The following is a 20,852-nucleotide window of genomic DNA, read 5'->3' as shown; positions in this document are numbered from 1 at the left end:
GTATCTACCATCTGGCGTGGCTAGTGTGCTGTGACCTTGGCCAACGTTAGCTGAGATCGAAGAAGTGCCGGCATAACGCTTGCCGCCGATCGGTCCACGCCCATAACGCGTATTTTTGTACTTGGAGATCTCATCGATATATGGCTGATAAGCATCGACGATCAGTTGGTCGACTTCATCAATGTCATTACCATATTTAGGTGCGTCGTTGATCAACATTTGCCGAAGTTCTTCTTGACCTTCACTTTTAAAGTTGTCGCGTAAAGCATTCCAGAGTTCTTGTTTAGTGATTTTTTGTTCATCAAAAACAAGTTTTTTAATGGAAACTAGTGAATCGGCTAAGTTGGCGATCCCAACTTGCAGACCACTGATAAAATCGTAAACTGCTCCGCCTTCTTTGATAGTCTTACCTCTGCTAATGCAATCTTTTGTTAGGACTGAGCATAAGATATCCGGATAATTTTGCTCCAAGGCTAGATCACAAGTATTTTCGATGATCACACTTTGACGGGTCATTTCACGTAAGGATTTATCCCAAGCTGTAAATAGTTCTTCATACGAGGTCATTTCAGTAAAGTGTCCGTAATTTGGCAGGAGTTGTTTACCAGATTCAGGGTCTTTACCACCATTCATAACAATGAGTAAGGTCCGTGGAAAGTTGATAAAACTCATTCCGGTGCAACGATAACCCCATTTGCCAGGCACTGCAGTTTCGACACATCCGATAGCGCTGTAATTATATGCGTCTTCTTTTTTGATGCCTCTGGCAATGAAGGAAGGAATGATCACTTCATCATTATTAAAGGCTGGCATCCCTAAACCTTCCTTGATCACTGCGACACACTGATCCATGAAGTGGTTGCTGAGTCCGTGATGATAACGGACAGTTAGATTGGGCTGGGGTAAATGAGACTGCACGATAGCATTTAAAATCAAATAAGACATATCATTGACCGCATCTTTACCATCAGGAGTCTGACCACCGATCGTAATATTTTGGTAAAGCGGGCTACCAGCCGAAAATTCAGTATGCGCCCATGACCGCACTTTGTTGATCGTTAAAGTCTTCATACATAAGTTGGTAAGTAATTCGGTTGCTTTTTCGGATGTGATCTGGCCTGTAGCAAGATCCTTTTCATAAAATGGGTCCAGATATTGATCTAGCCGACCGTAAGAAACCGAATGTCCGTTGGATTCGATCTGCAAAACTAAATGGATCAACCAAACAGCTTGAATTGCTTCATAGAAGTTATCAGCGGGCTGATAGGGAATTTTGTGCATGATACGGGCGATTTCTAGTAACTCGGTCCGCCGTTTTTCATCAGTGGTTTGTGCAGCTTGTTTTCTTGCTAGCTTAGAATATCTTTCTGCGAAGTCTCGGGTTGCCTTGATCACGATCAAACCAGCTTGATAGAAGTAAAGCTTCTTTTGGTTATCGATGTCGGTTAAGTCGAGTTTTTCCATTTCGTCTTTGATTCGTTTTTCGTACGCAACTAAACCGTATTTAATGACAGTTTCATAATTGACAGCAATGTGTCCGTCACCAGAAGTAATGTTACCGTCCGCGCCGATCACTCCCAGGTCGTAAAATAGTTTGCTTTTTTCGGGGAAGGCAGCATAACCTCTGTCTTCTAAAGTGTTATGTTGCCAGAATGGTGCGATCTTCCGTAACTCATCCTTCGCTTCATCGGTAATATAAAAAACATCACCAGAGCGTTTATCAAAAGTATCTAGTTCATCGATGACCCAGTTCATTGAATACTCAGGAAAGACAGGAGCCCAGCGGTTGTGTTGCGCCTGGTTGCCGACTAGTAGAGTGTCTTGTTCAATAAAGATCGTCATATTATGCAAAATGTGTTCCAAGACGCGAGCTCGGATAATGTCGACTTGCTGATCTTGGTATTTTTTGTAAGCCTCGGTCGTAAGCACCGCTCTTTCCGGGTCAACATAAGGTTCAGCGTTTAAAATCTCCTCTCTGTAGCGGTTCATTTTGGGTGTTAATGTACCAAACTTGCCGATTGTTTTTTTAGGCATTTCTTTTGTCATTACCATAGATATGATCTCCTTAGAATTGATAGTGTTTCATAACTAATTTTGTGTTAAATTTCACATTAAATAATTTAAGTTACCAGCCATTGATCTGGGCGTCGATACCCGCTTGTTGTAAGACCGTTTTGTAGTCTAACAAGTCATCAGTATGTAACTGTGCGACATCTTTTAATTCATAATCACGATTTAAATCAGTATATTTTTTCAAACCAAATTGGTGGAAAGGTAGTAATTCGACTCTTTTCACACCCATTTTTTGAAACAATTCACCAAAGTGTATGGCATCATTATTTGTGTAATTAAATCCGGGGATCACGGGGATCCGAATGCAATATTTTTTTCCAGAGTCGATCACAGTCTGCATATTTTTTAGGATCATTTCATTGGTACCACCTGTTCCTTGGCGGTGCAAGGCAGGATCCCATTGCTTACAATCGAAATAAATCAGGTCCATATAGGGATAGAATTCGTTGAATACTTCCGGCTTAGCATAACCGGTTGTTTCACACGCTAAATGGATCCCTCTTTCTTTGATAGCTTGAGCTAACTTGATGGCAAACGGTGCTTGAAATAAGACCTCACCCCCAGAAAAAGTTACCCCACCTCCAGACTCTTGGTAAAAATCATAATCTTGCATGATAACATGCATTATCTCATCGACAGTTTTGTATTCACCGATCATGATGTTACATTCCTTAGTTTCATCGTACATTTTCTCTGGTCGGCGTTTTTGCGATTCAGGATTAGCACACCATGCATATTTCAACGGACAGCCTTTAAAAAAGACTACTGTGCGGATGCCAGGACCATCATTTAAACTGAATTTTTGAATATTAAAAAGTAGTCCTTTGTCTGTATTTTTGGAACGTCGTTTTACTCTTCGTTTAGTTGGCATTCCTGGCGCCTCCTTAATTGTTTTTTGCAAATGAAGTATATCACATAATTACGAACGAAACCAGTTAATGTTATAAAAGAAGCAAAAAGCAATAATAGTTATAGTTTGTATTTTGCTATCGATTGTTTAGGATCATTAGCATTTAGCAAAAATATGTTGGTTAAAGATGCAAACGCTTGACAGTATCTTGCGGATTCTATTACCATCAAAGTGAAAAGGGTAACAATTAGGCAATCAAGGAAATGGAGGATTTCTTATGGTAAAAGAGTTTGCAAGCCCAGCTCATTATATTCAGGGTAGTGGTGTTTTTGATGAAGCTGGCAAATATTTGAGTAGTCTTGGAACTAAGCCGGTTTTACTATGTGATAAGACTGTGTGGAATATTGCGGGCGAACAGCTCAATGCAACACTAGAAAAAGAAGAATTTGCTGTAACACACGTTGAGTTTGGTGGCGAAGCTTCAGAAGAAGAAATTAGCCGGATCGTTGAGATCGCTAAAAACGAAAATAATGACTTTATTATTGGTCTTGGTGGTGGTAAAACACTTGATACTGTTAAGAACGTGGCACACCAATTAAATATCCCAGTTGCTATTTTGCCATCAGTTGCTTCGACGGATGCTCCATGCTCGGCACTATCGGTTTTATATACACCAGAAGGTAATTTTGAAAAATATGCTTTCTATGGCAAAAACCCTGATCTAGTACTGATCGATACGAAAGTTGTCGCTAACGCACCAGTCAGAAACTTGATTGCTGGGATCGGTGATGCCATGGCTACTAATATCGAAGCTCAAGACGTAGCACGGGGATACAACCAATCAATGTTGGGTCATGATCCGACACTGGCATCATTAGCAATTGCGCAAACTTGTGCGGATAATTTGTTTGCACACGCTCATGAGGCAGTTGCGGCGGTTGAAGGTCGCGTAGTTACTTCATCGCTAGAAGCAGTAGTCGAAGCAAACACTTTATTAAGTGGGCTAGGATTCGAAAGTTCTGGTTTGGCAGCTGCCCATGCGATCTATGATGGGTTTACGGCCCTTTCTGGTGAAAGTGAAACTTTGATGCATGGTGAAAAAGTTGCTTATGGTTATTTATGCGAATTGATGTTAGATAACGTACCAGCTGAGCAGTTGGATAAATACATTAAATTTAATAAGTCATTAGGCTTACCAACGACCTTAGCTGATCTCAAGTTAAGTGGAGTCACTTATGATGAACTGTTGAAGGTCGGAAAACAAGCAACGATCCCATCTGAGACTATCCATCAAATGCCATTTGAAGTTTCGGCTGAAGATGTTGCTAATGCAATCGTGGCAGTCGATAAATATGTTACTACTAACTTTAAATAAAGGTCTTAACATGACAGAAAGGAGAGTAGCGAAACGGCTGCTTTCCTTTTTTTGCGCTATTAGCTTGATAAAAACGGGGCGTCTTTTAGGAAAATATGTTGTGGGTTTAAAAAAAGTGACACAAATTGTCAAAGGATCTCGCTTTCTCAAAGAATGTATACGCAAAAGTTAGTAAATGGTAGTGACTTATTCAAAAAGGCGCTGCATTTTTCGTTCAGGTTAGATTTGTAAATGATAATTGCAAATTCTTTTAGTTTTTTGCGACAACTACTAAAATAATCAGTGAAAGGGGATTTTTTTATGAAGAACGTAATAGTATTAGGAGCTGCAGGCAACATCGCTAAGTTTGCTGAAGAATATCTTGCTATGCAAGATGACGTTAACTTGAAACTATACTTGCGTCACCCAGAAAAGTTAAGCACAGAAGAAGCTAAACGTGGGACGATCATTCAAGGGGATGTTTTAGACGAAGCAACTTTAGCTGCTGCACTACAGGGACAAGATATTGTGTACGCTAATTTAGCTGGGGAAGATATTGAACAACAAGCTAAAACGATCGTGAAAACAATGGACCAGGTAGGTATCAAGCGCTTGATCTGGATCTCATCGATCGGTATTTATGACGAAGTTCCCGGTAAATTTGGTGAATGGAATAACCAAATGTTAGGTGCTACTTATCTGCCAACTTATGCCGCAGCTGTTAAGGCTATTGAAAATAGTGATTTGAACTATACGGTATTACGTCCAGCCTGGCTATCGGATAAAGACGAAGTCAGTTATGAATTCACCCAGAAAGGTGAACCCTTTAAGGGGACAGAAGTTTCACGTAAGAGCATCGGTGAACTGGTTGCCAAACTAGTGGAACAACCAACAAAACATGTGCATGAATCCTTGGGTGTTAATAAACCTAATACTAATGGTGATAAGCCTGAATGGTATCAAAAATAAATTGAATCAATCAAATAACAACAGTCGTGCTAAAGGTGGCGGCTGTTTTTTGTTCCCGCTTTAAAAAGGCTAGAACTTTTAGAAAATTTCGTTTATAATATAAATGTGAATTTATTAACAAGGAGGAAACGCTGATGGGTAAAAAATTAGCAAACAAAGTTGCGATCATTACGGGTTCAGGTTCAGGTATGGGTGCCGAAATGGCAACATTATTTGCTGCCGAAGGTGCTAGTATCGTTGGTGCAGATATCAATATTGAACGTGCGAATGAAGTTGCTGAAAAAATTAAAACAAATGGCGGTCAGGCCATAGCTATTAAAACCGATGTTTCATGCTTGGCTGATATCAAGAAAGTTTTCAAAACAGCTAAGGATAAATTTGGTCAAGTCGATATCGTTGTTAATAATGCTGGGATCATGGATGATTTTTCACCAGTAGGCGAAATGACTAACGAAACTTGGGAACGTGCTTTTGCTGTCAATGTCGATAGTGTGATGTACGCCACACGAGAGGCTGTTAAAGAATTTTTACCGAAAAAGAAGGGGGTTATTTTGAATACCGCTTCAGTTGGTGGGACAAATGGTGGCCGTGCAGGTGCAGCTTATACTGCAGCTAAGCATGCTGTGGTCGGTTTGACCAAGAACACGGCCTTCATGTATGAAAAAAATGGAATTCGAACCAATGCGATCGCACCAGGTGGAATTAGTACAAACATTGGCGAATCTATCAAAAATGCTAGTGAATTTGGGATGGAAAGACAAAAGGCCGGCATGGGATTAATGCCTGGAATGGGTTCTTCATCTTCGATCGCTAAGACAGCCTTATTCTTAGTTTCTGATGATGCGGATTTTGTTAACGGAGTGATCGTGCCAGTTGATGGTGGATGGACCACATATTGATGTTATTTTCTAGTCGTAACAATTGAAGTGAATAAACTAAAGTAAAAGCTGATTGTTTTAGCTTGCATTTGATACTAGAGACTGGGACAAAACAATGTCCCAGTCTCTTCTTTCACTAAAAATAATCAAATTATCGCTTGTAATTTTTATGGCATAAACGTGTTTTAAAAGTCTGAATCCTCAATGTAATGACATTTACACCATTCCTGTCCTGCGCCTTGCTACGGCCAAAAATGACGTAAACGACATTACACACCGGCTTCAAAACGACTTTCGTCCCACTCTCTTATTTTTTGGCACAAATTTTTCATGTGTTACACTGACAACAATTAAAAACTAGTTTTGGAGTTGGACAAATGAAGTACATAATTCTATTAGTCGGTGTTTTATTACTTATTTTGGGTGGTGCATTCATTTACTTGGCATTTTCCACTAATCGGAAAAGAAATGAAACGATTGCTGATCAGATCAGTTGGTTGGAATACTTTGACTTACTTGTTATAGTATTAGGATTTTTAAACTGGTTGGGTAAAAAGATACATTTGAAGTATTTGGCAAATGTTATTTCATTTATCGTTGGCTTATTATTAGTGGGGATCGGTGGATTCATTACTTTTTTGATGCTGAAAAATATTTTTTAATGAAGAATTTTTTTAACACTTGGAAAAAGGTATAGTTATTATAATATTAGTCGAAAAGTATAATGCCATGTTGTTAATTGTTTAAATGTATTCAAAATAGTTGATTTCATAAACGAAAATATAGCTGGTGACAACTAAAAAAGTAAAACAATTATGTTAATTTTAAGATGATTCCTTTGAAAAATTACTGCTTTGTATTATACTTAAGTTGGAATTGTTAATAAGTTCACAAGTTGGTGTGAATATTCATTACATGTTTTTTTTACAGAGGAGGATAAAATCATGTGTGAAAATGCCTTGTCTTTTTTAAGGTGGTTTTTCAATGAATTTTTGCAGGAACTGGCTGGGGTACGGTTACGAATCCGAGTTTTGCAGATGAACCGAACGCTTAATGGTTTGGTTGATCCTAGACAAGCTAAAAAGGATATCGCACGCTACAAACAATTATTGGCTCTTGCTGCGAAAAATTACCCATTGGTAGATCAAGCGTTGTGTTGTGTCGGTTTTAATAAGAAACTGGAAGATTTTGACGATATCGATAAAAGATGGTTGCAAGATCTTTTAGAGTATGGTGAAAGTTTGGGGACGTTTTTGTAATTTTCTTAATAATAAAATATGAGTTAGGAGTCGACATACGATATCAAATTGTGTGCCGGCTTTTTATAATGGATAGGGGCATGACAATGATGATACCGGTTCAATTCTTTGACAAAGCGTAAACAAAAAGTATATCATGTAAAGTGTAGATTGATTGCGCACAACCAATTAGTTTTTCAATTCTTGAAATATATCATAACATTCAATATTCCTCTCATAATATTGTATAGCTATTATTCTTTTAATAGCACTTCATTTAATCATATCTGAAGGTTTTTTAATCCCAGTTTAAAATGATTTTCCATGCTATCGTTTGTTGATAGCACGTTAATTAAATTCGTGTTTTTCAGCAACACTTGTTGATAACTCGCTTTTCAATCAATTCTATCGCAAAATGTTTTCTCGAAAGGATGATGCTTATTTGCCATTTTCATACTAGACGTACGCTGCAAGGGATACTTGCTGTTTACCCAGTAAGATTGACGTTTCAGTATGTAGATCAGCAAAAGAGTGAATGATAACTCTTTTAAGCCTTGCACGACTTATTCAGTTATTTTTATTCTAGAAAGGAAGATACGATGCCTTGGGTTAACTTAATTATCGCAGGACTTTTGGAGGTTTTTTGGGCTACTACAATGAAAATGAGTGATGGTTTTAGTAAAATGTCGTTTTCAGTTATGACAGTTATTGGGATGATCTTGAGTTATGTTTTCTTGATAAAAGCTACCAAATACTTAAACCTCAGTGTTGCTTATCCAGTATGGACGGGGATCGGTGCGATCGGCTCGATTTTAGCGGGGATGTTCTTGTTTAAAGAACATATTTCTCCAATCACTTGGTTCTTTATAGTTCTCTTATTTATTGGGATCATAGGTATTAAAGTGACAGGTGAACATGCGTAGGTTGTACTTGCGGTTATTTGTTCACATTATTAAAACACAAGTAATACAAAATTTATAACATATTTATTTTTTAACTAAAAAATTATCTGATTGTTTGAAAGTTGTTTAAAGCATAAAAATTAGCTTTAGACAACTTTTTTATTAGAAGTGTACGCGTAATGCTAGTTGGTAATGATCTTATTTTTATCGAAATCGAAAAGGTTTAGATTATCAGCAAAACTGTCAATTCAACCTTTAGTTAAAAGTCTGACAATTAACCACTTTTTTTAGCGATATCTTTTATTTGTACTAAACACTAGATTTTAAAAATTAAAAAAAATTGATTCCAATCCTGCGTCGGGTGTTTTTAGAAAATTCCCTCGTTTTCACATTTTACACCATATATTGTATTAATTTCTGTTGTGATATACCATATATAGTATACGTAAGCGAGGAGGAACAAATGTGAAAACTATCCAAAAAGAAAAAATTAATCTATCTGATGAGTTTATTGCGCAAATAAAACAGTCTGTTAAGCCGCATTGGGGTCCCTTAGGTTGGGTAACTTATAAAAGGACTTATGCACGCTATTTACCTAAAAAACAGCGTACAGAAAATTGGGATGAGACTGTAAAACGAACTGTTGAGGGTAATATTAATCTAGATCCACGTCTACAACATGATACTAGCCGAAAAATAAAAGACGAACTAACGCAGGAAGCGCAAAAGCTTTTTCGTTTGATCTATGGTTTAGGAGCAACCCCCTCAGGGAGAAACCTGTGGATTTCAGGCACTAACTACCAGCAAGAACATGGCGATGCTTTGAACAATTGCTGGTTTATCGCAATACGTCCTCAAGCATATGGTAATAGCCAAATTTTGCCTGAATATCTAACTAAAGATCAGCTAGCAGTATCCATGCCTTTTTCATTTATGTTTGATCAATTAATGAAGGGTGGCGGGGTAGGCTTTTCTGTTACACAAGATAACGTTAAGCAATTACCGACTGTTGATAATACAGTTAATTTAACTATTTTAATTAGCCACACCAGTAAAGCCTATGATGAAACAGTTAAAATGGGGGCAAAAGACAAAGAACAATGGTTAGCGGATCATTGTGCAGATAATTATGATTTATATGAACTTCCGGACACTCGTGAGGGCTGGGTCTTATCAAACGCTGCATTGATCGATCATCATTTTAGTTCTACTAATATAAATAGCGTCACCCACCTTGTGCTGGATGTTAGTCAAATTCGCGCACGAGGAGAAGCGATCCATGGGTTCGGTGGAACTGCGTCTGGTCCAGCACCATTAGTTGAGATGCTCTTTGACATTAACCAAATTCTGAATGATCAAGTTGAGAAAAAACTAAGTTCTGTGGATTGTACCGATATCGGTAATTTAATTGGGAAAACCGTGGTGGCAGGTAATGTGCGTCGTTCAGCCGAGTTGGCGCTAGGCTCTGCTGATGATCATGCTTTTATTACCATGAAACAAGATCAAGACAAACTTTATCACCACCGCTGGGCTTCTAATAACAGCGTAGCTGTCGATTCTAATTTTGATAATTATGATGAAATCGCTGATTCGTTACGCAAAAATGGAGAACCAGGAATTGTGAACCTTGACCTGTCAAAAAATTATGGACGTATTGCTGATGGAAGGCAAGCTAACATTGATCCTGATGTTGAAGGCACAAATCCTTGTGGCGAAATCTCTTTGGCAAATGGAGAACCATGCAATTTATTTGAAGTTTTTCCAGGAATCGCTACTCAACAAGGCTGGGATTTACAAGAAGTCTTTACGTTAGGAACAAGATTTGCTAAACGTGTAACTTTTAGTCACTATGACTGGGAAATTTCACGAAACATTATTGCTCAAAATCGTCGGATCGGTATTTCAATGTCTGGGATTCAGGATTGGTTCTTAAGTGAGTTTGGAAACCGAGTTGTTCGCGGTTTTGGCGAAGGCAATGATCCAGTTACTGGGAAAAAAATAAAACGACCTATTTACGACCAAAAGGCTGCACGTAGGGTTACTCAACTTTACCAAGCAGTTGTTCAAGCCGACAAAGAATATTCTCAGGTTCTTAATTGTACACCTTCGCTTAAGCATACGACTGTCAAACCTTCCGGAACAGTTGCAAAATTGGCTGGGGCCTCAGAAGGGATGCATTTTCATTATGCAGATTACTTGATCCAACGCATTCGCTTTCAAGATAATGATCCTTTACTGCTAGCGCTAAACGCTGCGGGCTACCATTTGGAACCAGATGTTTACACTAAAAATACCATATGCGTTGAATTTCCAATGCGTGCACCACATGCCGACGATGCTGAGTTTGTTTCGGCGGGAACAGTTTCGATAGCTGAGCAATTTGCAACGCAGGCCTTCTTACAAGAATACTGGTCAGATAATGCTGTGAGCTGCACGATCACCTTTCAGCCTGAAGAAGGTTCAAAAATAAGTGAACTATTAAACCAATACCGTGTCATTACCAAGTCAACTTCGCTTCTACCATATTCGGGGGCTAACTTTAAACAAGCGCCTAAAGAGCCAATTGGTAAGAAGCTTTTTGAACAAAAAAGTGCTGAAATCAAACAGGATGTTCAGAAAACTTTTGAGCGCCAAAATCAAGACCGAGATAAGGAAGGCTTTGAGATCGTCGGTCAAGAAGATTGTGAAGGGGGAGCATGTCCCGTTAAATAGACCAATGAATTGAAATCAGGAGAAAAATACGATGACAATAAAAATTTATACCAAAGTTGGTGACGAAGGGCAAACTAAGCAGGTCACTGGTCACATGGTCCCTAAGTATGACCTACAGATAGAAACTCTAGGGCAGATTGATGAACTGGAGTCTTGGTTGGGTGTAGCCTGTTCCTCTTTAAGCAACGCAAATCTAAATTTGGCAACTGAAATAAGATATTTACAGCGTAAATTATACGAATTACAAGCTGATATTGCAGTCAAACGGTCTCATAATATTCAAGACCGAGATATTACGGTGCTTGAAGAAAAAATCGATAAGTTGAACAAGGAAGTACCGGAAATCAAGGCCTTTATCTTGCCCGGCGGAAAACAAGTTGGAGCTAATTTGCAATATGCCAGAACTTTGGCTCGACGCGCTGAAAGGACGGCGATCAGACTTAATGATACCCAACAGCCTTTGGACGGACCGGAATTAAGATTTATGAATCGATTGTCCGACTTTTTGTTTATTTTAGCGCGTTATGCTAACTTTATGGACGGTTATGAAGATGTGCGTGCAAAATTTTAAATGGTGTTTAAAAATAGAAGAATCGAAATAACTATATGGAGAGAAAAATGTCAAAAAAATATCCTGTAACTTTATTAGTGTTACTAAGCATGATTTTTACTACCGGCTGTTCTACACAAGGCAATGCTTCAAAGCAGGTTAAGAAAAACAATACTATTAGAGTTACTTATCAGCTAAAATCCGGAGATCACTCCTTAGACACTAAGAACGTAAAACTTAAAAAAGGCGCTAAGATCGATACCGGATTAAAAAAAGCCTGGCCAACTAAAGAACGCAACGGAATGGTTACTGAGATCGACGGTCACAAGCAAAATGATAAAAAGCAAAAATATTGGATGTATACTATCAACGGTAAAAAAGCAGAGAAAGGTGTAAAACAACAGAAAGTCAACAACAAAAATAAGATTATCTTTACACTTCAAAAAGTAAACGAGTAGTATATGACAAGTACGCATTTATCCGCTCAGAATTCAAAGTAATTTTTCTTTGGCACAGCTTACAGAAATTTAACAGATTTTATAAAAATACTATAAACAGCTGGATGGAAGTTTTGAAATTTATCATATCAATCACCGACACTGAATAAGTCATCAATAAAAAGAAAGCTATACGATATAACGTTAAAAAAGGAGCATCGTCAATTGGATAAGAAGTTTCTAGAGGTTTTAAAACATGAAGGACCTGCAACAATTGTTACTTTTAATGCTACACCGGCAGGAGTTGTTAACACGTGGATGTCATATATTACGTTAGATGAAGAGAATGATTTAATGTATATCCCAGCGGCCGGTATGCACAGCATAGAAGATGATTTCACAACTGATGATCATATAGTTATCACTGTTGGAAGTAAAGACGTGATTGGAACTGTAGGCCCGGGAGCCGGATTTTACGTGTATGGTTTGGGAACGTTTATTACAACGGGACCTGCTTACGAAAAAATGAAAAAATCTTTTCCCTGGATCAGAAAATGCTTAAGGGTAGACATTGATCATATCGAGCAGAAAATTTAATTAGCCTGAAAAAAGGTTTGGACAAAATTAACGCTAAGTGAAAAATAAGCTTGATCAATGGATAAAGCTACCATACCCTGATTTATTTAAAGTTAAGTGATAAACTAGATTTGGATTTAATTTTGATACATTTAGGGAGGTTTACTTTGATAAAAATACAGCGAATTTATTCTACTGAATCTGCTCAATCTGGTTACCGAATTTTGATTGACCGTCTTTGGCCTCGTGGGGTTTCCAAGACTAAAGCAAATCTTGACGATTGGGATAAAATGATTGCTCCTTCAAATGAACTTCGTAAATGGTTCGATCATGACCCACAGAAATTTCCAAAATTTAGTAAGGCATACCGCAAAGAATTAGCCGAAAATCCAGAAACACCTGAATTTATAGCTAAAATTACGGCAAAAATAGCAAATAGTGATATCATCTTACTTTATAGCGCTAAGGATGAAGAGCACAATCAAGCTGTCGTATTGCGCAATTATCTCCAAGAAAAATTAAACATTAAAAATTAGTGAAGGTGAGTGCATATGCAGTCTACTGAAAAAAAGAAGTGCGTTGCTTTGGTGCCAATTTTTGCCACTTTAGAAGAAAATGAACTAGCTAAATTATCTCAAAAAGTTACTAGCAGAAAAATAGCTAAAGGAAATTTTCTATACAACTTGGCAGATCAAAACGATACCCTATATATCGTGCATCAAGGACAGTTAAAAAATTATCAGATACTAGAAACTGGAGAAGAACAGTTAATACGTTTATTAGGCCCGGGAGAATTCACTGGTGAGTGGAGTATCTTTCAGCCACAGCAACGACATACCGATATAATAGAAGCCCTTAGAGATACTGAAATTTGTCAATTAACACGGGAAAATTTTAAAAAAGCTCTGCTAGACTATCCCGAGATTAGTTTGAGCCTCTTACAACAAATGTCGAAGCGCTTGGAAGTTTCTGAAAAACAAACAGCTACTGTGGCATACTCTTCAATTACTAAACGTATTACTTCCTATTTATCAAGCCTTATCAAAAATAAAAAAGATAAGCCCATTAGAGTTGAATTACCTATGACACGAAAGGCTTTAGCATCATACTTAGGAACAACGCCGGAGTCAATTACTCGAGGTTTTCATAAGCTAGAAAAACAAGGTGTAATAAAGTCCATTTCAGCCAGAAATATCCAGATCAATGATCTTAATGCTTTGTAAAAATAAAAATTGCATCATAGTGAGATTCTTTCATCTCATTATGATGCAACTTTTGTATTTATAGGCAAAATTATTAGTTTTGTACCAGTCCACTTTTTATCGCCTCAAGCGATGATTTAGTAGGCGAAGCGCATTTAGAATCACCACAATAATGCTTGCTTCATGGACAAACATTCCAATCCCCATGTTGATCCAATTGCTAAATAAAAGACTACTTAATAAAAAGAGAACTACCCCTACCGCAATAACGATGTTTTGCAACATGTTATGACTAGTAGACTTGACTAATCTAAGTGTGGGAGCCAGGCGGCTAAAATCTGAATTTAGTAAAACAATGTCTGAAGTTTCAATGGCGACGTCCGTCCCATTCCCCATGGCTATACCTGTATTGGCTGTAGCCAATGAAGGGCTGTCATTAACCCCGTCACCAACAAAAGTTACATTTTGTCCTTCTTCCTGTAATTTTTTAATATACATTGCCTTATCTTCAGGCAACATATTTCCTTTAGCTTCAGTTAAACTTAACTGTTGGGCAATTTGATCAACTGTTCCCTGGTTATCTCCTGATAAGAGTACCAAATTTTTAACTCCCAGTTTTTTTAGACTAGCTAGTTCTGTTTTTACATTTGGCCGTAATTGATCTTTGATCCCTAAAATTAACGCTAGTTGATTATTTATAGCCATGAAAATTAAAGAGTTACCTTCAGCTTCTAATTCCTTACTTTGTGACATTTCTTCTGGTCTTAATTTAATTCCGTTAGTTTTTATTAACTGTAAATTGCCTAAAATAACTTTATTACCTTTTACAGTTGCAGTAATTCCGCCTCCCTTGATCACCTGTGTCTGGTTAACCGGATACTTTAGCGTGTCGGGGTAGGTCTTTACTACAGCTTGCGCCAATGGATGATCACTTTCAGCTTCTATACTTACTAGTGTACTAATGGCCTTGTTCTCATTAATTTCAGGGTTTGAAATAACTTTATTCACTCGTGGGGCACCAACCGTTAGTGTGCCAGTTTTATCAAAAACCATAGTATCAACTTTGCTAAAATCTTGTATTGTTTCACTACCTTTTAGTAGTATGCCATGTTTGGCCCCATTTCCGATCCCAGCAACGTTTGAAACAGGAATTCCAATAACCAAAGCGCCTGGGCAACCAAGAACTAAAACCGTCACGGCAAGCTCAATGTCCTTAGTGATCAGCCCCACGATGATCGCTAATAATAATACTGCTGGCGTATAGTATTTTGAAAACTTATCAATAAAACGTTCTGCACTAGACTTAGAATCTTGTGCTTCCTCCACTAATTCAATGATTTTACCAAAGGCTGAGTCTTCGCCAACTCGCTTGGCCTGTAGTTGAAATGTTCCATTTTCTAGGATAGTGCCAGCATAGACTGCCGAGCCTATTTGTTTGTTAGCTGTCTTGGATTCGCCGGTTATACTAGCCTCATTAACATACCCTGAGCCAGTAAGCACTTTACCGTCAACCGGAACTTTTCCACCAGTTTTAACTAAAAGGATATCTCCTTCATGAACTTCGTCGATCGGAACTTCCTCAAATTGACCAGCTTGATTTTTCTTTAAACTGACCTCTGGTGCCATTTCAGTTAAAGACTTGATTGCCTTACGTGTTTTACTAAGCGTAGCTTGCTCTAAAAAATGTCCCGCTAAAAAGAGAAATGTCACTACAGCTGCTTCCTCATAACTTTGAACAAAAAAGGCACCGAATACTGCGATCGTTACTAAAACATCAATACTAACTATTTTGACCTTTAAAGATTGAAAGGCTTGGATAGCAATCGGTAAAACTCCGGCGATCCCCGAAAGTATTAGTGCAAAGGGAACTATTTTTCCCTGTGTTAGAAAGAAGTGGTCGAGTAAAGCTAGTAAAAGTAGAGAACCATTAATAATTGTTAACTCTTTTTTGTGAGCTAAAATATACTTCTGCATTTCAGGATTCCTTTCTGATATAAAAACAGGTACTATTAACAGCACCTGTTTTTATATCTTGTACTCTATTTTTCTGTACTGTATGCTTGATCTAGTTCAGACAAAAAATTGTAAGTCTTTTCCATTGTTGGGCACGCGTCTGTTGGAATTTTATAGTTATCAGTCAATTTTCTGATTTCTTGGTATTCTGAACTTACATCTTCCTTGGCCTGAGATTTTGCTTCTATTTTGTTAAATAACTCATGCACTTTAAATGTCTCTGGATGATTTTTTCCGTGTGCACGAGTGATCGCTAAAGTATAGGTCTCTAAATTGGGAAAGTACTCTTCTTGTAAATCGCTATATCTACTCATTTGTTGGCTCCTTCTTTCTTTAAATTGTGACGACCTTTGATTTGATTACTGGGTATCCAATATCTTCAATAGCCTTTTCAATGTCTTCAATTGTCACCTCTTCTTCATTAAAGTTGACCTTTAATTTACTAGCGTTAAACATTACTTTAATACTAGGCTTATCAACCCCTTTAACTGAAGCAGTAGCAGCTTCGATCTTTTGCATACAAGTCGGGCATGCTAATTCCTCTAAATTGATAACAGCTTTTTTCATCATAAAAATCTCCTTTCTTGCCTCTCTACTGTGTAGTATAAACGGCTTGTATTTTTTTCTAATTGATCATCGTCAATTTTTCTTTAATTTCCTGAACTTTTATGTATTTTTTTAAATATCATGCTTATTCGTGTCTTTTTTCAAGGCAAATACGGAGCTGGGGCATAGCTAAAGGAAACTTTCATGTTTAGAAGAACGAACAAAGCAACTTTAGCTGAGCGTTAATTTTGTCTCAATCTCAAGATTAGGGCCTTGATTTGGTAAAATTTAATAAAAGATGTACAATTTTAATGTAAGCGATTTATAAAATGATTTGAGAGGAGCAAATACTGTATGAGTATTAATAAAGTTGTTGTTGCTGGTAGCGGTGTTTTAGGAAGCCAAATTGCTTTTCAGTCTGCCTACAAAGGTTTTAATGTCACAGTTTATGACATTAATGATGAAATGATCAACAAAGCTAAAAAGACGATGGCAGGTTATGGACCAGTCTATAAAAAAGATATGAAGACTACTGATGAAAAAATCAATTCTGCTCTGGATAATTTGAGCTATTCTTATGATTTGGGTCAAGCCACTAAGGACGCTGACTTAGTGATCGAAGCTGTTCCAGAAAAGCTTAAGATCAAGGGTGATTTTTATCATAAATTATCAGAAGCTGCACCAAAAGAAACGATTTTTGCCAGCAATTCTTCAACTTTAGTTCCGAGTGACATAGTTTCTTTTACAGACAGACCAGCACGTTTTTTGAACTTGCATTTCGCTAATCATATCTGGCTCAACAATACCGCTGAAATTATGGGAACAAAACAAACTGACCCAGCAGTTTATTCAGAAATAGTAAAATTTGCTAAGGCGATCGGGATGGTCCCGATTGAAATTAAGAAGGAACAGCCTGGCTATGTTTTAAATTCGCTCTTAATTCCACTATTGAATGCCGGGGCAGCATTGTGGGCCAAAGGAGTGGCTGACCCTCAAACGATTGATAAGACATGGATGATCGGGACAGGTGCACCGATGGGGCCATTTGGTATTTTTGACCTCGTGGGACTAAGAACAGCGTATAACATTACCGAAACTACTGCCCAACAATCAGGAGATAAAACACTCAGACAAGTCGCTGATAAGCTCAAAGAAGTCATTGATGACGGCTATTTAGGTCGAGAAAATGGAAAGGGATTCTATACTTATCCAGATCCAGCTTTTCTTAAGGAAGACTTTTTGAAATAAACGGTTAAATAATACTTTGAGAGCGGGACAAAAGTCGTTTTGAAGCTGGTGTAAATGACGTTACATTGAGGATTCAGACTTTTGAAACGCGTTTACACTATAGAAATTACAAGCGATAATTTGATTATTTTTAGTAAAAGAAAAGAGTGGGACATTGTTTTGTCCCGCTCTCTTTTTCGATGTGACTTTATAGCATTATTAGTATATTCTGTCGTATAATGAAAATACACAAATAAACATATATGAATTAAATGAGAGCAGGAGTTGTTTAGCTCTGAGCTCATATATGAGCGCCACAAGTCAGGACTTTCCGCTTATCTAGCTTTGACCTCACAGCGTAAAAACCACGCTATAATGTCAAAGTCCGATATGCTCGAGTCCTAAACGGCTTGTTTTACTCTTTGTTTTATATATGAGCGCCACAAGTCAGGACTTACTTTGCTCTGAAAAAATTAGGAGGTTTTCTTTAATTTGACACGTTTATATGATAGTTTTCACCCCAATTTATACAAGGTTTACTTAGATATTGATCGTGGTTCTAAAATCATCACTGGTCAAACGAAGATCTCTGGCCTTGCTAAAAGTACCCAGATCGCTGTTAATCAGAAGTTCTTAAAAGTCTCCGATGTTTTGGTAGATGATAAGAGAGTTCCGTTTACAAGTGATGATGAAGAAGAAATTATCTCGCTTGAATTGCCGCAAACTGGTAAAACAACATTGACGATCGATTATACGGCCCCTCTGACTGATTCAATGATGGGGATCTACCCTTCTTATTATCAAGTTGATGGTCAAAAGAAACAATTGATCGGTACACAATTTGAAACTACAGCTGCACGTCAAGCTTTCCCATGTGTGGACGAACCTGAAGCTAAAGCAAATTTTGATTTGACCATTAAATTTGACGAAAAACCAGGTGAAACTGTGATCGCCAACATGCCGGAAATCGAAGTGAACGATGGTGTGCATTATTTTGACCGTACTGTCAAGATGTCAACTTACTTAATTGCATTTGCTTTTGGTGAAATGGAAAGCAAATTTACAACTACTAAAAGTGGCGTGAAGATCGGTGTCTTTTCAACTAAAGCACATGATCGAAAAGAATTAGATTTTCCCCTAGATATCGCTAAACGTTCGATCGAATTTTACGAAGACTTCTATCAGACACCGTACCCATTACCACATTCATGGCAGTTGGCTTTACCTGACTTTTCTGCTGGTGCAATGGAAAATTGGGGCTTGGTCACATACCGTGAAGCTTACTTAGTCCTTGATCCAGACAACACATCTCTTGAGAAAAAAGAATTGGTCGCAACGGTGATCGCTCATGAATTAGCTCACCAGTGGTTCGGCGACCTAGTCACCATGAAATGGTGGGACGACCTATGGTTAAACGAAAGTTTTGCTAACATGATGGAATATGTGGCCGTTGATGCCTTAGAACCTGACTGGCACATTTGGGAATTATTCCAAACATCTGAAGCTTCCGCTGCTTTGCAACGGGACGCAACTGATGGTGTACAATCGGTCCATGTTCAAGTTGAAAAACCGGCTGAGATCGATTCGATATTTGACAGTGCGATCGTTTATGCTAAGGGTTCGCGCATGTTAGTGATGGTTCGCTCATTGATTGGTGATGACGCTTTGCGTAAGGGATTGAAAGCTTATTTCGAAGCGCATCATTATGGTAATGCTTCTGGTAGTGATTTATGGGATGCTTTAGGACAAGCCGCAGGGATCGATCTGGCAAAGATCATGAATACTTGGTTAGAACAACCTGGGTATCCAGTGGTCAAAGCTAGTGTGGTCGATGGCAAATTGATTTTGTCACAGCAACAATTTTTCATTGGTGAAGGTAAAGATCAGGGCCGTTCTTGGCAGATCCCGTTAAACGGTAATTATGATGTTGTGCCACAGATCATGGCTGACAGAGAAATCGTACTGGGCGATTACAATGAATTACGTCAACAAGCTGGCGCACCTTTCCGTTTGAATGTTGGTAATGAATCACACTTTATCGTCAAATATGACGAAGCATTATTAAATGATATTTTGGATAACAGCGATACGCTTGATCCAATCTCTCAGTTACAATTACTACAAGACCTACGTTTGTTAGCTGAAGGCCGGCAGATCTCGTATTCTAGCGTAGTTCCATTGTTAGGACGTTTTGCTAACAGCAAGTCTAACGTGGTTAACGCTGCTTTGTATCAGGTTGCTGGTAATTTGAAGAAATTCGTCGCATCTGATTCAGCTGAGGAAAGTGATTTGCGTAAATTATTTGACAAATTAAGTACTGAACAAGTTAAGCGCTTAGGCTGGACACCAAAATATGATGAATCGATCGATGATCAGTTGACCCGTCCGTATGTTTTGAATGCTGCTTTGTATGCTAAGAATAAAGATTCGATCACAGAAGCACACAGTTTATTTGAATCCAATAAAGAGAATCTAGTTGCTTTGCCAGCTGATATTCGAGTTTACGTTTTGGCAAACGAAGTCCAAAATTATAGTAGTTTTGAATTGTTGACGAAGTTATTCAATGATTACACACAAACTTCTGATGGTAGCTATAAGTCGGATATCAGTGTTGCTTTACCGATGACACCTAATAAGGAACTGTTAGCCAAGATCGTGGACCAGTATGAAAATAGTGAAGTTATCAAACCTCAAGATCTGCGTGCTTGGTACCGTGGTGTTTTAGCTAATGATAACGGTCAACAACTAGCCTGGGATTGGATTCGAAATGACTGGCAGTGGTTAGAAGATACTGTTGGCGGCGACATGGAGTTTTCAACCTTTATTACTGTTACTTCTGGTATTTTCAAGACATCACAGCGTCTGGATGAGTTCAAGAAATTCTTTGAACCAAAGATCAATACACCAGGTTTGACTCGTGAGATCCAGATGGATACAAAGGTCATTGAAAGCCGAGTTAGCTTGATCGAGGATGAAAAAGAAGCGGTGAATCAAGCAGTTAGGTTGTTCGTATTCAATAATTAAAAAATAAAAAAATTCCACTTCGCAAACTTCTTAACTGAAATTTATTAAGTAGGAATTTTTGGGAATATATCAAAAAAAGAGAGTGAGACAAAAGATGCTTTGAAGCCGATTTGTAACGATGATTGCGTTATTTTGGGTCGTAGCGAAGTGAAGAACCAGGATAACGCAATCGTTGTTACAGTAAGGCTTCAATCTTTTGGAACACGTTTAAGGGCCATCGATTTAACCCATTTAATGGGATTGATCGATGGCCCTTTTATAACCACACAGCTAGTTTTGTCCCAGCCCCTCTTTTTTTGCT

Annotated in this window: 19 protein-coding genes; 14 read left to right on the top strand and 5 right to left on the bottom strand. The window is 38.0% G+C overall.

Annotated elements, in window-relative coordinates; genetic code table 11:
- Both LACPOB_RS11740 and LACPOB_RS0104030 read right to left on the bottom strand, forming a co-directional pair.
- On the bottom strand, positions 1–2,052 hold a 2,052-nt coding region (locus tag LACPOB_RS11740; RefSeq protein ID WP_258420987.1), incomplete at its 3' end, for a formate C-acetyltransferase/glycerol dehydratase family glycyl radical enzyme.
- Positions 2,053–2,125: 73 nt separating this feature from the next.
- Complete coding sequence (locus LACPOB_RS0104030) at positions 2,126–2,944, bottom strand: glycyl-radical enzyme activating protein (protein WP_017867549.1); 819 nt, start codon at positions 2,942–2,944, stop codon at positions 2,126–2,128.
- Between the two features lie 256 nt (positions 2,945–3,200).
- On the opposite strand from LACPOB_RS0104030, the gene LACPOB_RS0104025 reads away from it, so the two are divergent.
- The 12 genes from LACPOB_RS0104025 to LACPOB_RS0103965 all read left to right on the top strand — a co-directional run bounded on the left by LACPOB_RS0104025 (position 3,201) and on the right by LACPOB_RS0103965 (position 13,762).
- The gene (locus LACPOB_RS0104025) at positions 3,201–4,298 is read left to right on the top strand and encodes a glycerol dehydrogenase (protein ID WP_017867548.1); all 1,098 of its coding nucleotides are present in this window, start codon (positions 3,201–3,203) and stop codon (positions 4,296–4,298) included.
- A gap of 300 nt (positions 4,299–4,598) precedes the next feature.
- On the top strand, positions 4,599–5,246 hold the full coding sequence (locus LACPOB_RS0104015; protein ID WP_017867546.1) for an SDR family oxidoreductase: 648 nt from the start codon (positions 4,599–4,601) through the stop codon (positions 5,244–5,246).
- 134 nt (positions 5,247–5,380) lie between these two features.
- On the top strand, positions 5,381–6,145 hold the full coding sequence (locus LACPOB_RS0104010) for an SDR family oxidoreductase (protein ID WP_017867545.1): 765 nt from the start codon (positions 5,381–5,383) through the stop codon (positions 6,143–6,145).
- Between the two features lie 356 nt (positions 6,146–6,501).
- A complete protein-coding gene (locus LACPOB_RS0104005; RefSeq protein ID WP_017867544.1) occupies positions 6,502–6,786 on the top strand; it encodes a hypothetical protein in 285 nt (94 codons plus the stop codon).
- Positions 6,787–7,068: 282 nt separating this feature from the next.
- A complete protein-coding gene (locus tag LACPOB_RS0104000) occupies positions 7,069–7,383 on the top strand; it encodes a hypothetical protein (RefSeq protein ID WP_017867543.1) in 315 nt (104 codons plus the stop codon).
- A gap of 578 nt (positions 7,384–7,961) precedes the next feature.
- Complete coding sequence (locus LACPOB_RS0103995) at positions 7,962–8,285, top strand: DMT family transporter (protein ID WP_017867542.1); 324 nt, start codon at positions 7,962–7,964, stop codon at positions 8,283–8,285.
- 453 nt (positions 8,286–8,738) lie between these two features.
- Complete coding sequence (gene nrdJ / locus LACPOB_RS0103990) at positions 8,739–10,976, top strand: ribonucleoside-triphosphate reductase, adenosylcobalamin-dependent (RefSeq protein WP_174795772.1); 2,238 nt, start codon at positions 8,739–8,741, stop codon at positions 10,974–10,976.
- Between the two features lie 31 nt (positions 10,977–11,007).
- Positions 11,008–11,547: a cob(I)yrinic acid a,c-diamide adenosyltransferase gene (locus tag LACPOB_RS0103985; protein ID WP_017867540.1), complete on the top strand. Its 540-nt coding sequence runs from the start codon at positions 11,008–11,010 to the stop codon at positions 11,545–11,547.
- A gap of 47 nt (positions 11,548–11,594) precedes the next feature.
- Complete coding sequence (locus LACPOB_RS0103980) at positions 11,595–11,984, top strand: DUF4430 domain-containing protein (protein ID WP_017867539.1); 390 nt, start codon at positions 11,595–11,597, stop codon at positions 11,982–11,984.
- 204 nt (positions 11,985–12,188) lie between these two features.
- Positions 12,189–12,560, top strand: a complete 372-nt coding sequence (locus LACPOB_RS0103975) for a hypothetical protein (protein WP_017867538.1) — start codon at positions 12,189–12,191, stop codon at positions 12,558–12,560.
- A 146-nt stretch (positions 12,561–12,706) separates the two neighbouring features.
- Complete coding sequence (locus LACPOB_RS0103970; RefSeq protein ID WP_017867537.1) at positions 12,707–13,075, top strand: DUF488 domain-containing protein; 369 nt, start codon at positions 12,707–12,709, stop codon at positions 13,073–13,075.
- Positions 13,076–13,126: 51 nt separating this feature from the next.
- The gene (locus LACPOB_RS0103965) at positions 13,127–13,762 is read left to right on the top strand and encodes a Crp/Fnr family transcriptional regulator (RefSeq protein WP_258420988.1); all 636 of its coding nucleotides are present in this window, start codon (positions 13,127–13,129) and stop codon (positions 13,760–13,762) included.
- 96 nt (positions 13,763–13,858) lie between these two features.
- On the opposite strand, the gene LACPOB_RS0103960 is transcribed toward LACPOB_RS0103965, so the two are convergent.
- The 3 genes from LACPOB_RS0103960 to LACPOB_RS0103950 form a co-directional block, all read right to left on the bottom strand.
- Positions 13,859–15,715: a heavy metal translocating P-type ATPase gene (locus LACPOB_RS0103960; RefSeq protein ID WP_017867535.1), complete on the bottom strand. Its 1,857-nt coding sequence runs from the start codon at positions 15,713–15,715 to the stop codon at positions 13,859–13,861.
- 65 nt (positions 15,716–15,780) lie between these two features.
- Entirely contained in the window at positions 15,781–16,068 is a 288-nt protein-coding gene (locus tag LACPOB_RS0103955) for a hypothetical protein (RefSeq protein ID WP_017867534.1), read from the bottom strand.
- Positions 16,069–16,087: 19 nt separating this feature from the next.
- Positions 16,088–16,321, bottom strand: a complete 234-nt coding sequence (locus tag LACPOB_RS0103950; RefSeq protein WP_017867533.1) for a heavy-metal-associated domain-containing protein — start codon at positions 16,319–16,321, stop codon at positions 16,088–16,090.
- 333 nt (positions 16,322–16,654) lie between these two features.
- On the opposite strand from LACPOB_RS0103950, the gene LACPOB_RS0103945 reads away from it, so the two are divergent.
- A complete protein-coding gene (locus LACPOB_RS0103945; RefSeq protein WP_017867532.1) occupies positions 16,655–17,548 on the top strand; it encodes a 3-hydroxyacyl-CoA dehydrogenase in 894 nt (297 codons plus the stop codon).
- A gap of 471 nt (positions 17,549–18,019) precedes the next feature.
- Positions 18,020–20,551: a M1 family metallopeptidase gene (locus LACPOB_RS0103940; RefSeq protein ID WP_017867531.1), complete on the top strand. Its 2,532-nt coding sequence runs from the start codon at positions 18,020–18,022 to the stop codon at positions 20,549–20,551.
- The last annotated feature ends 301 nt before the right edge of the window (positions 20,552–20,852 follow it).

This window comes from Ligilactobacillus pobuzihii E100301 = KCTC 13174, assembly GCF_000349725.1.
GTDB lineage: Bacteria > Bacillota > Bacilli > Lactobacillales > Lactobacillaceae > Ligilactobacillus > Ligilactobacillus pobuzihii.
Note: the sequence above shows the minus strand (reverse complement) of the source record. Positions and strands in the feature narration are given on the sequence as shown.

What these genes read in the sequence shown, in the direction of transcription:
- LACPOB_RS0104030 (WP_017867549.1), bottom strand. Translation starts at nt 2,944, where the DNA reads ATGCCAACTAAACGAAGAGTAAAACGACGTTCCAAAAATACAGACAAA.
- LACPOB_RS0104025 (WP_017867548.1), top strand. Translation starts at nt 3,201, where the DNA reads ATGGTAAAAGAGTTTGCAAGCCCAGCTCATTATATTCAGGGTAGTGGT.
- LACPOB_RS0104015 (WP_017867546.1), top strand. Translation starts at nt 4,599, where the DNA reads ATGAAGAACGTAATAGTATTAGGAGCTGCAGGCAACATCGCTAAGTTT.
- LACPOB_RS0104010 (WP_017867545.1), top strand. Translation starts at nt 5,381, where the DNA reads ATGGGTAAAAAATTAGCAAACAAAGTTGCGATCATTACGGGTTCAGGT.
- LACPOB_RS0104005 (WP_017867544.1), top strand. Translation starts at nt 6,502, where the DNA reads ATGAAGTACATAATTCTATTAGTCGGTGTTTTATTACTTATTTTGGGT.
- LACPOB_RS0104000 (WP_017867543.1), top strand. Translation starts at nt 7,069, where the DNA reads ATGTGTGAAAATGCCTTGTCTTTTTTAAGGTGGTTTTTCAATGAATTT.
- LACPOB_RS0103995 (WP_017867542.1), top strand. Translation starts at nt 7,962, where the DNA reads ATGCCTTGGGTTAACTTAATTATCGCAGGACTTTTGGAGGTTTTTTGG.
- LACPOB_RS0103985 (WP_017867540.1), top strand. Translation starts at nt 11,008, where the DNA reads ATGACAATAAAAATTTATACCAAAGTTGGTGACGAAGGGCAAACTAAG.
- LACPOB_RS0103980 (WP_017867539.1), top strand. Translation starts at nt 11,595, where the DNA reads ATGTCAAAAAAATATCCTGTAACTTTATTAGTGTTACTAAGCATGATT.
- LACPOB_RS0103960 (WP_017867535.1), bottom strand. Translation starts at nt 15,715, where the DNA reads ATGCAGAAGTATATTTTAGCTCACAAAAAAGAGTTAACAATTATTAAT.
- LACPOB_RS0103955 (WP_017867534.1), bottom strand. Translation starts at nt 16,068, where the DNA reads ATGAGTAGATATAGCGATTTACAAGAAGAGTACTTTCCCAATTTAGAG.
- LACPOB_RS0103950 (WP_017867533.1), bottom strand. Translation starts at nt 16,321, where the DNA reads ATGAAAAAAGCTGTTATCAATTTAGAGGAATTAGCATGCCCGACTTGT.
- LACPOB_RS0103945 (WP_017867532.1), top strand. Translation starts at nt 16,655, where the DNA reads ATGAGTATTAATAAAGTTGTTGTTGCTGGTAGCGGTGTTTTAGGAAGC.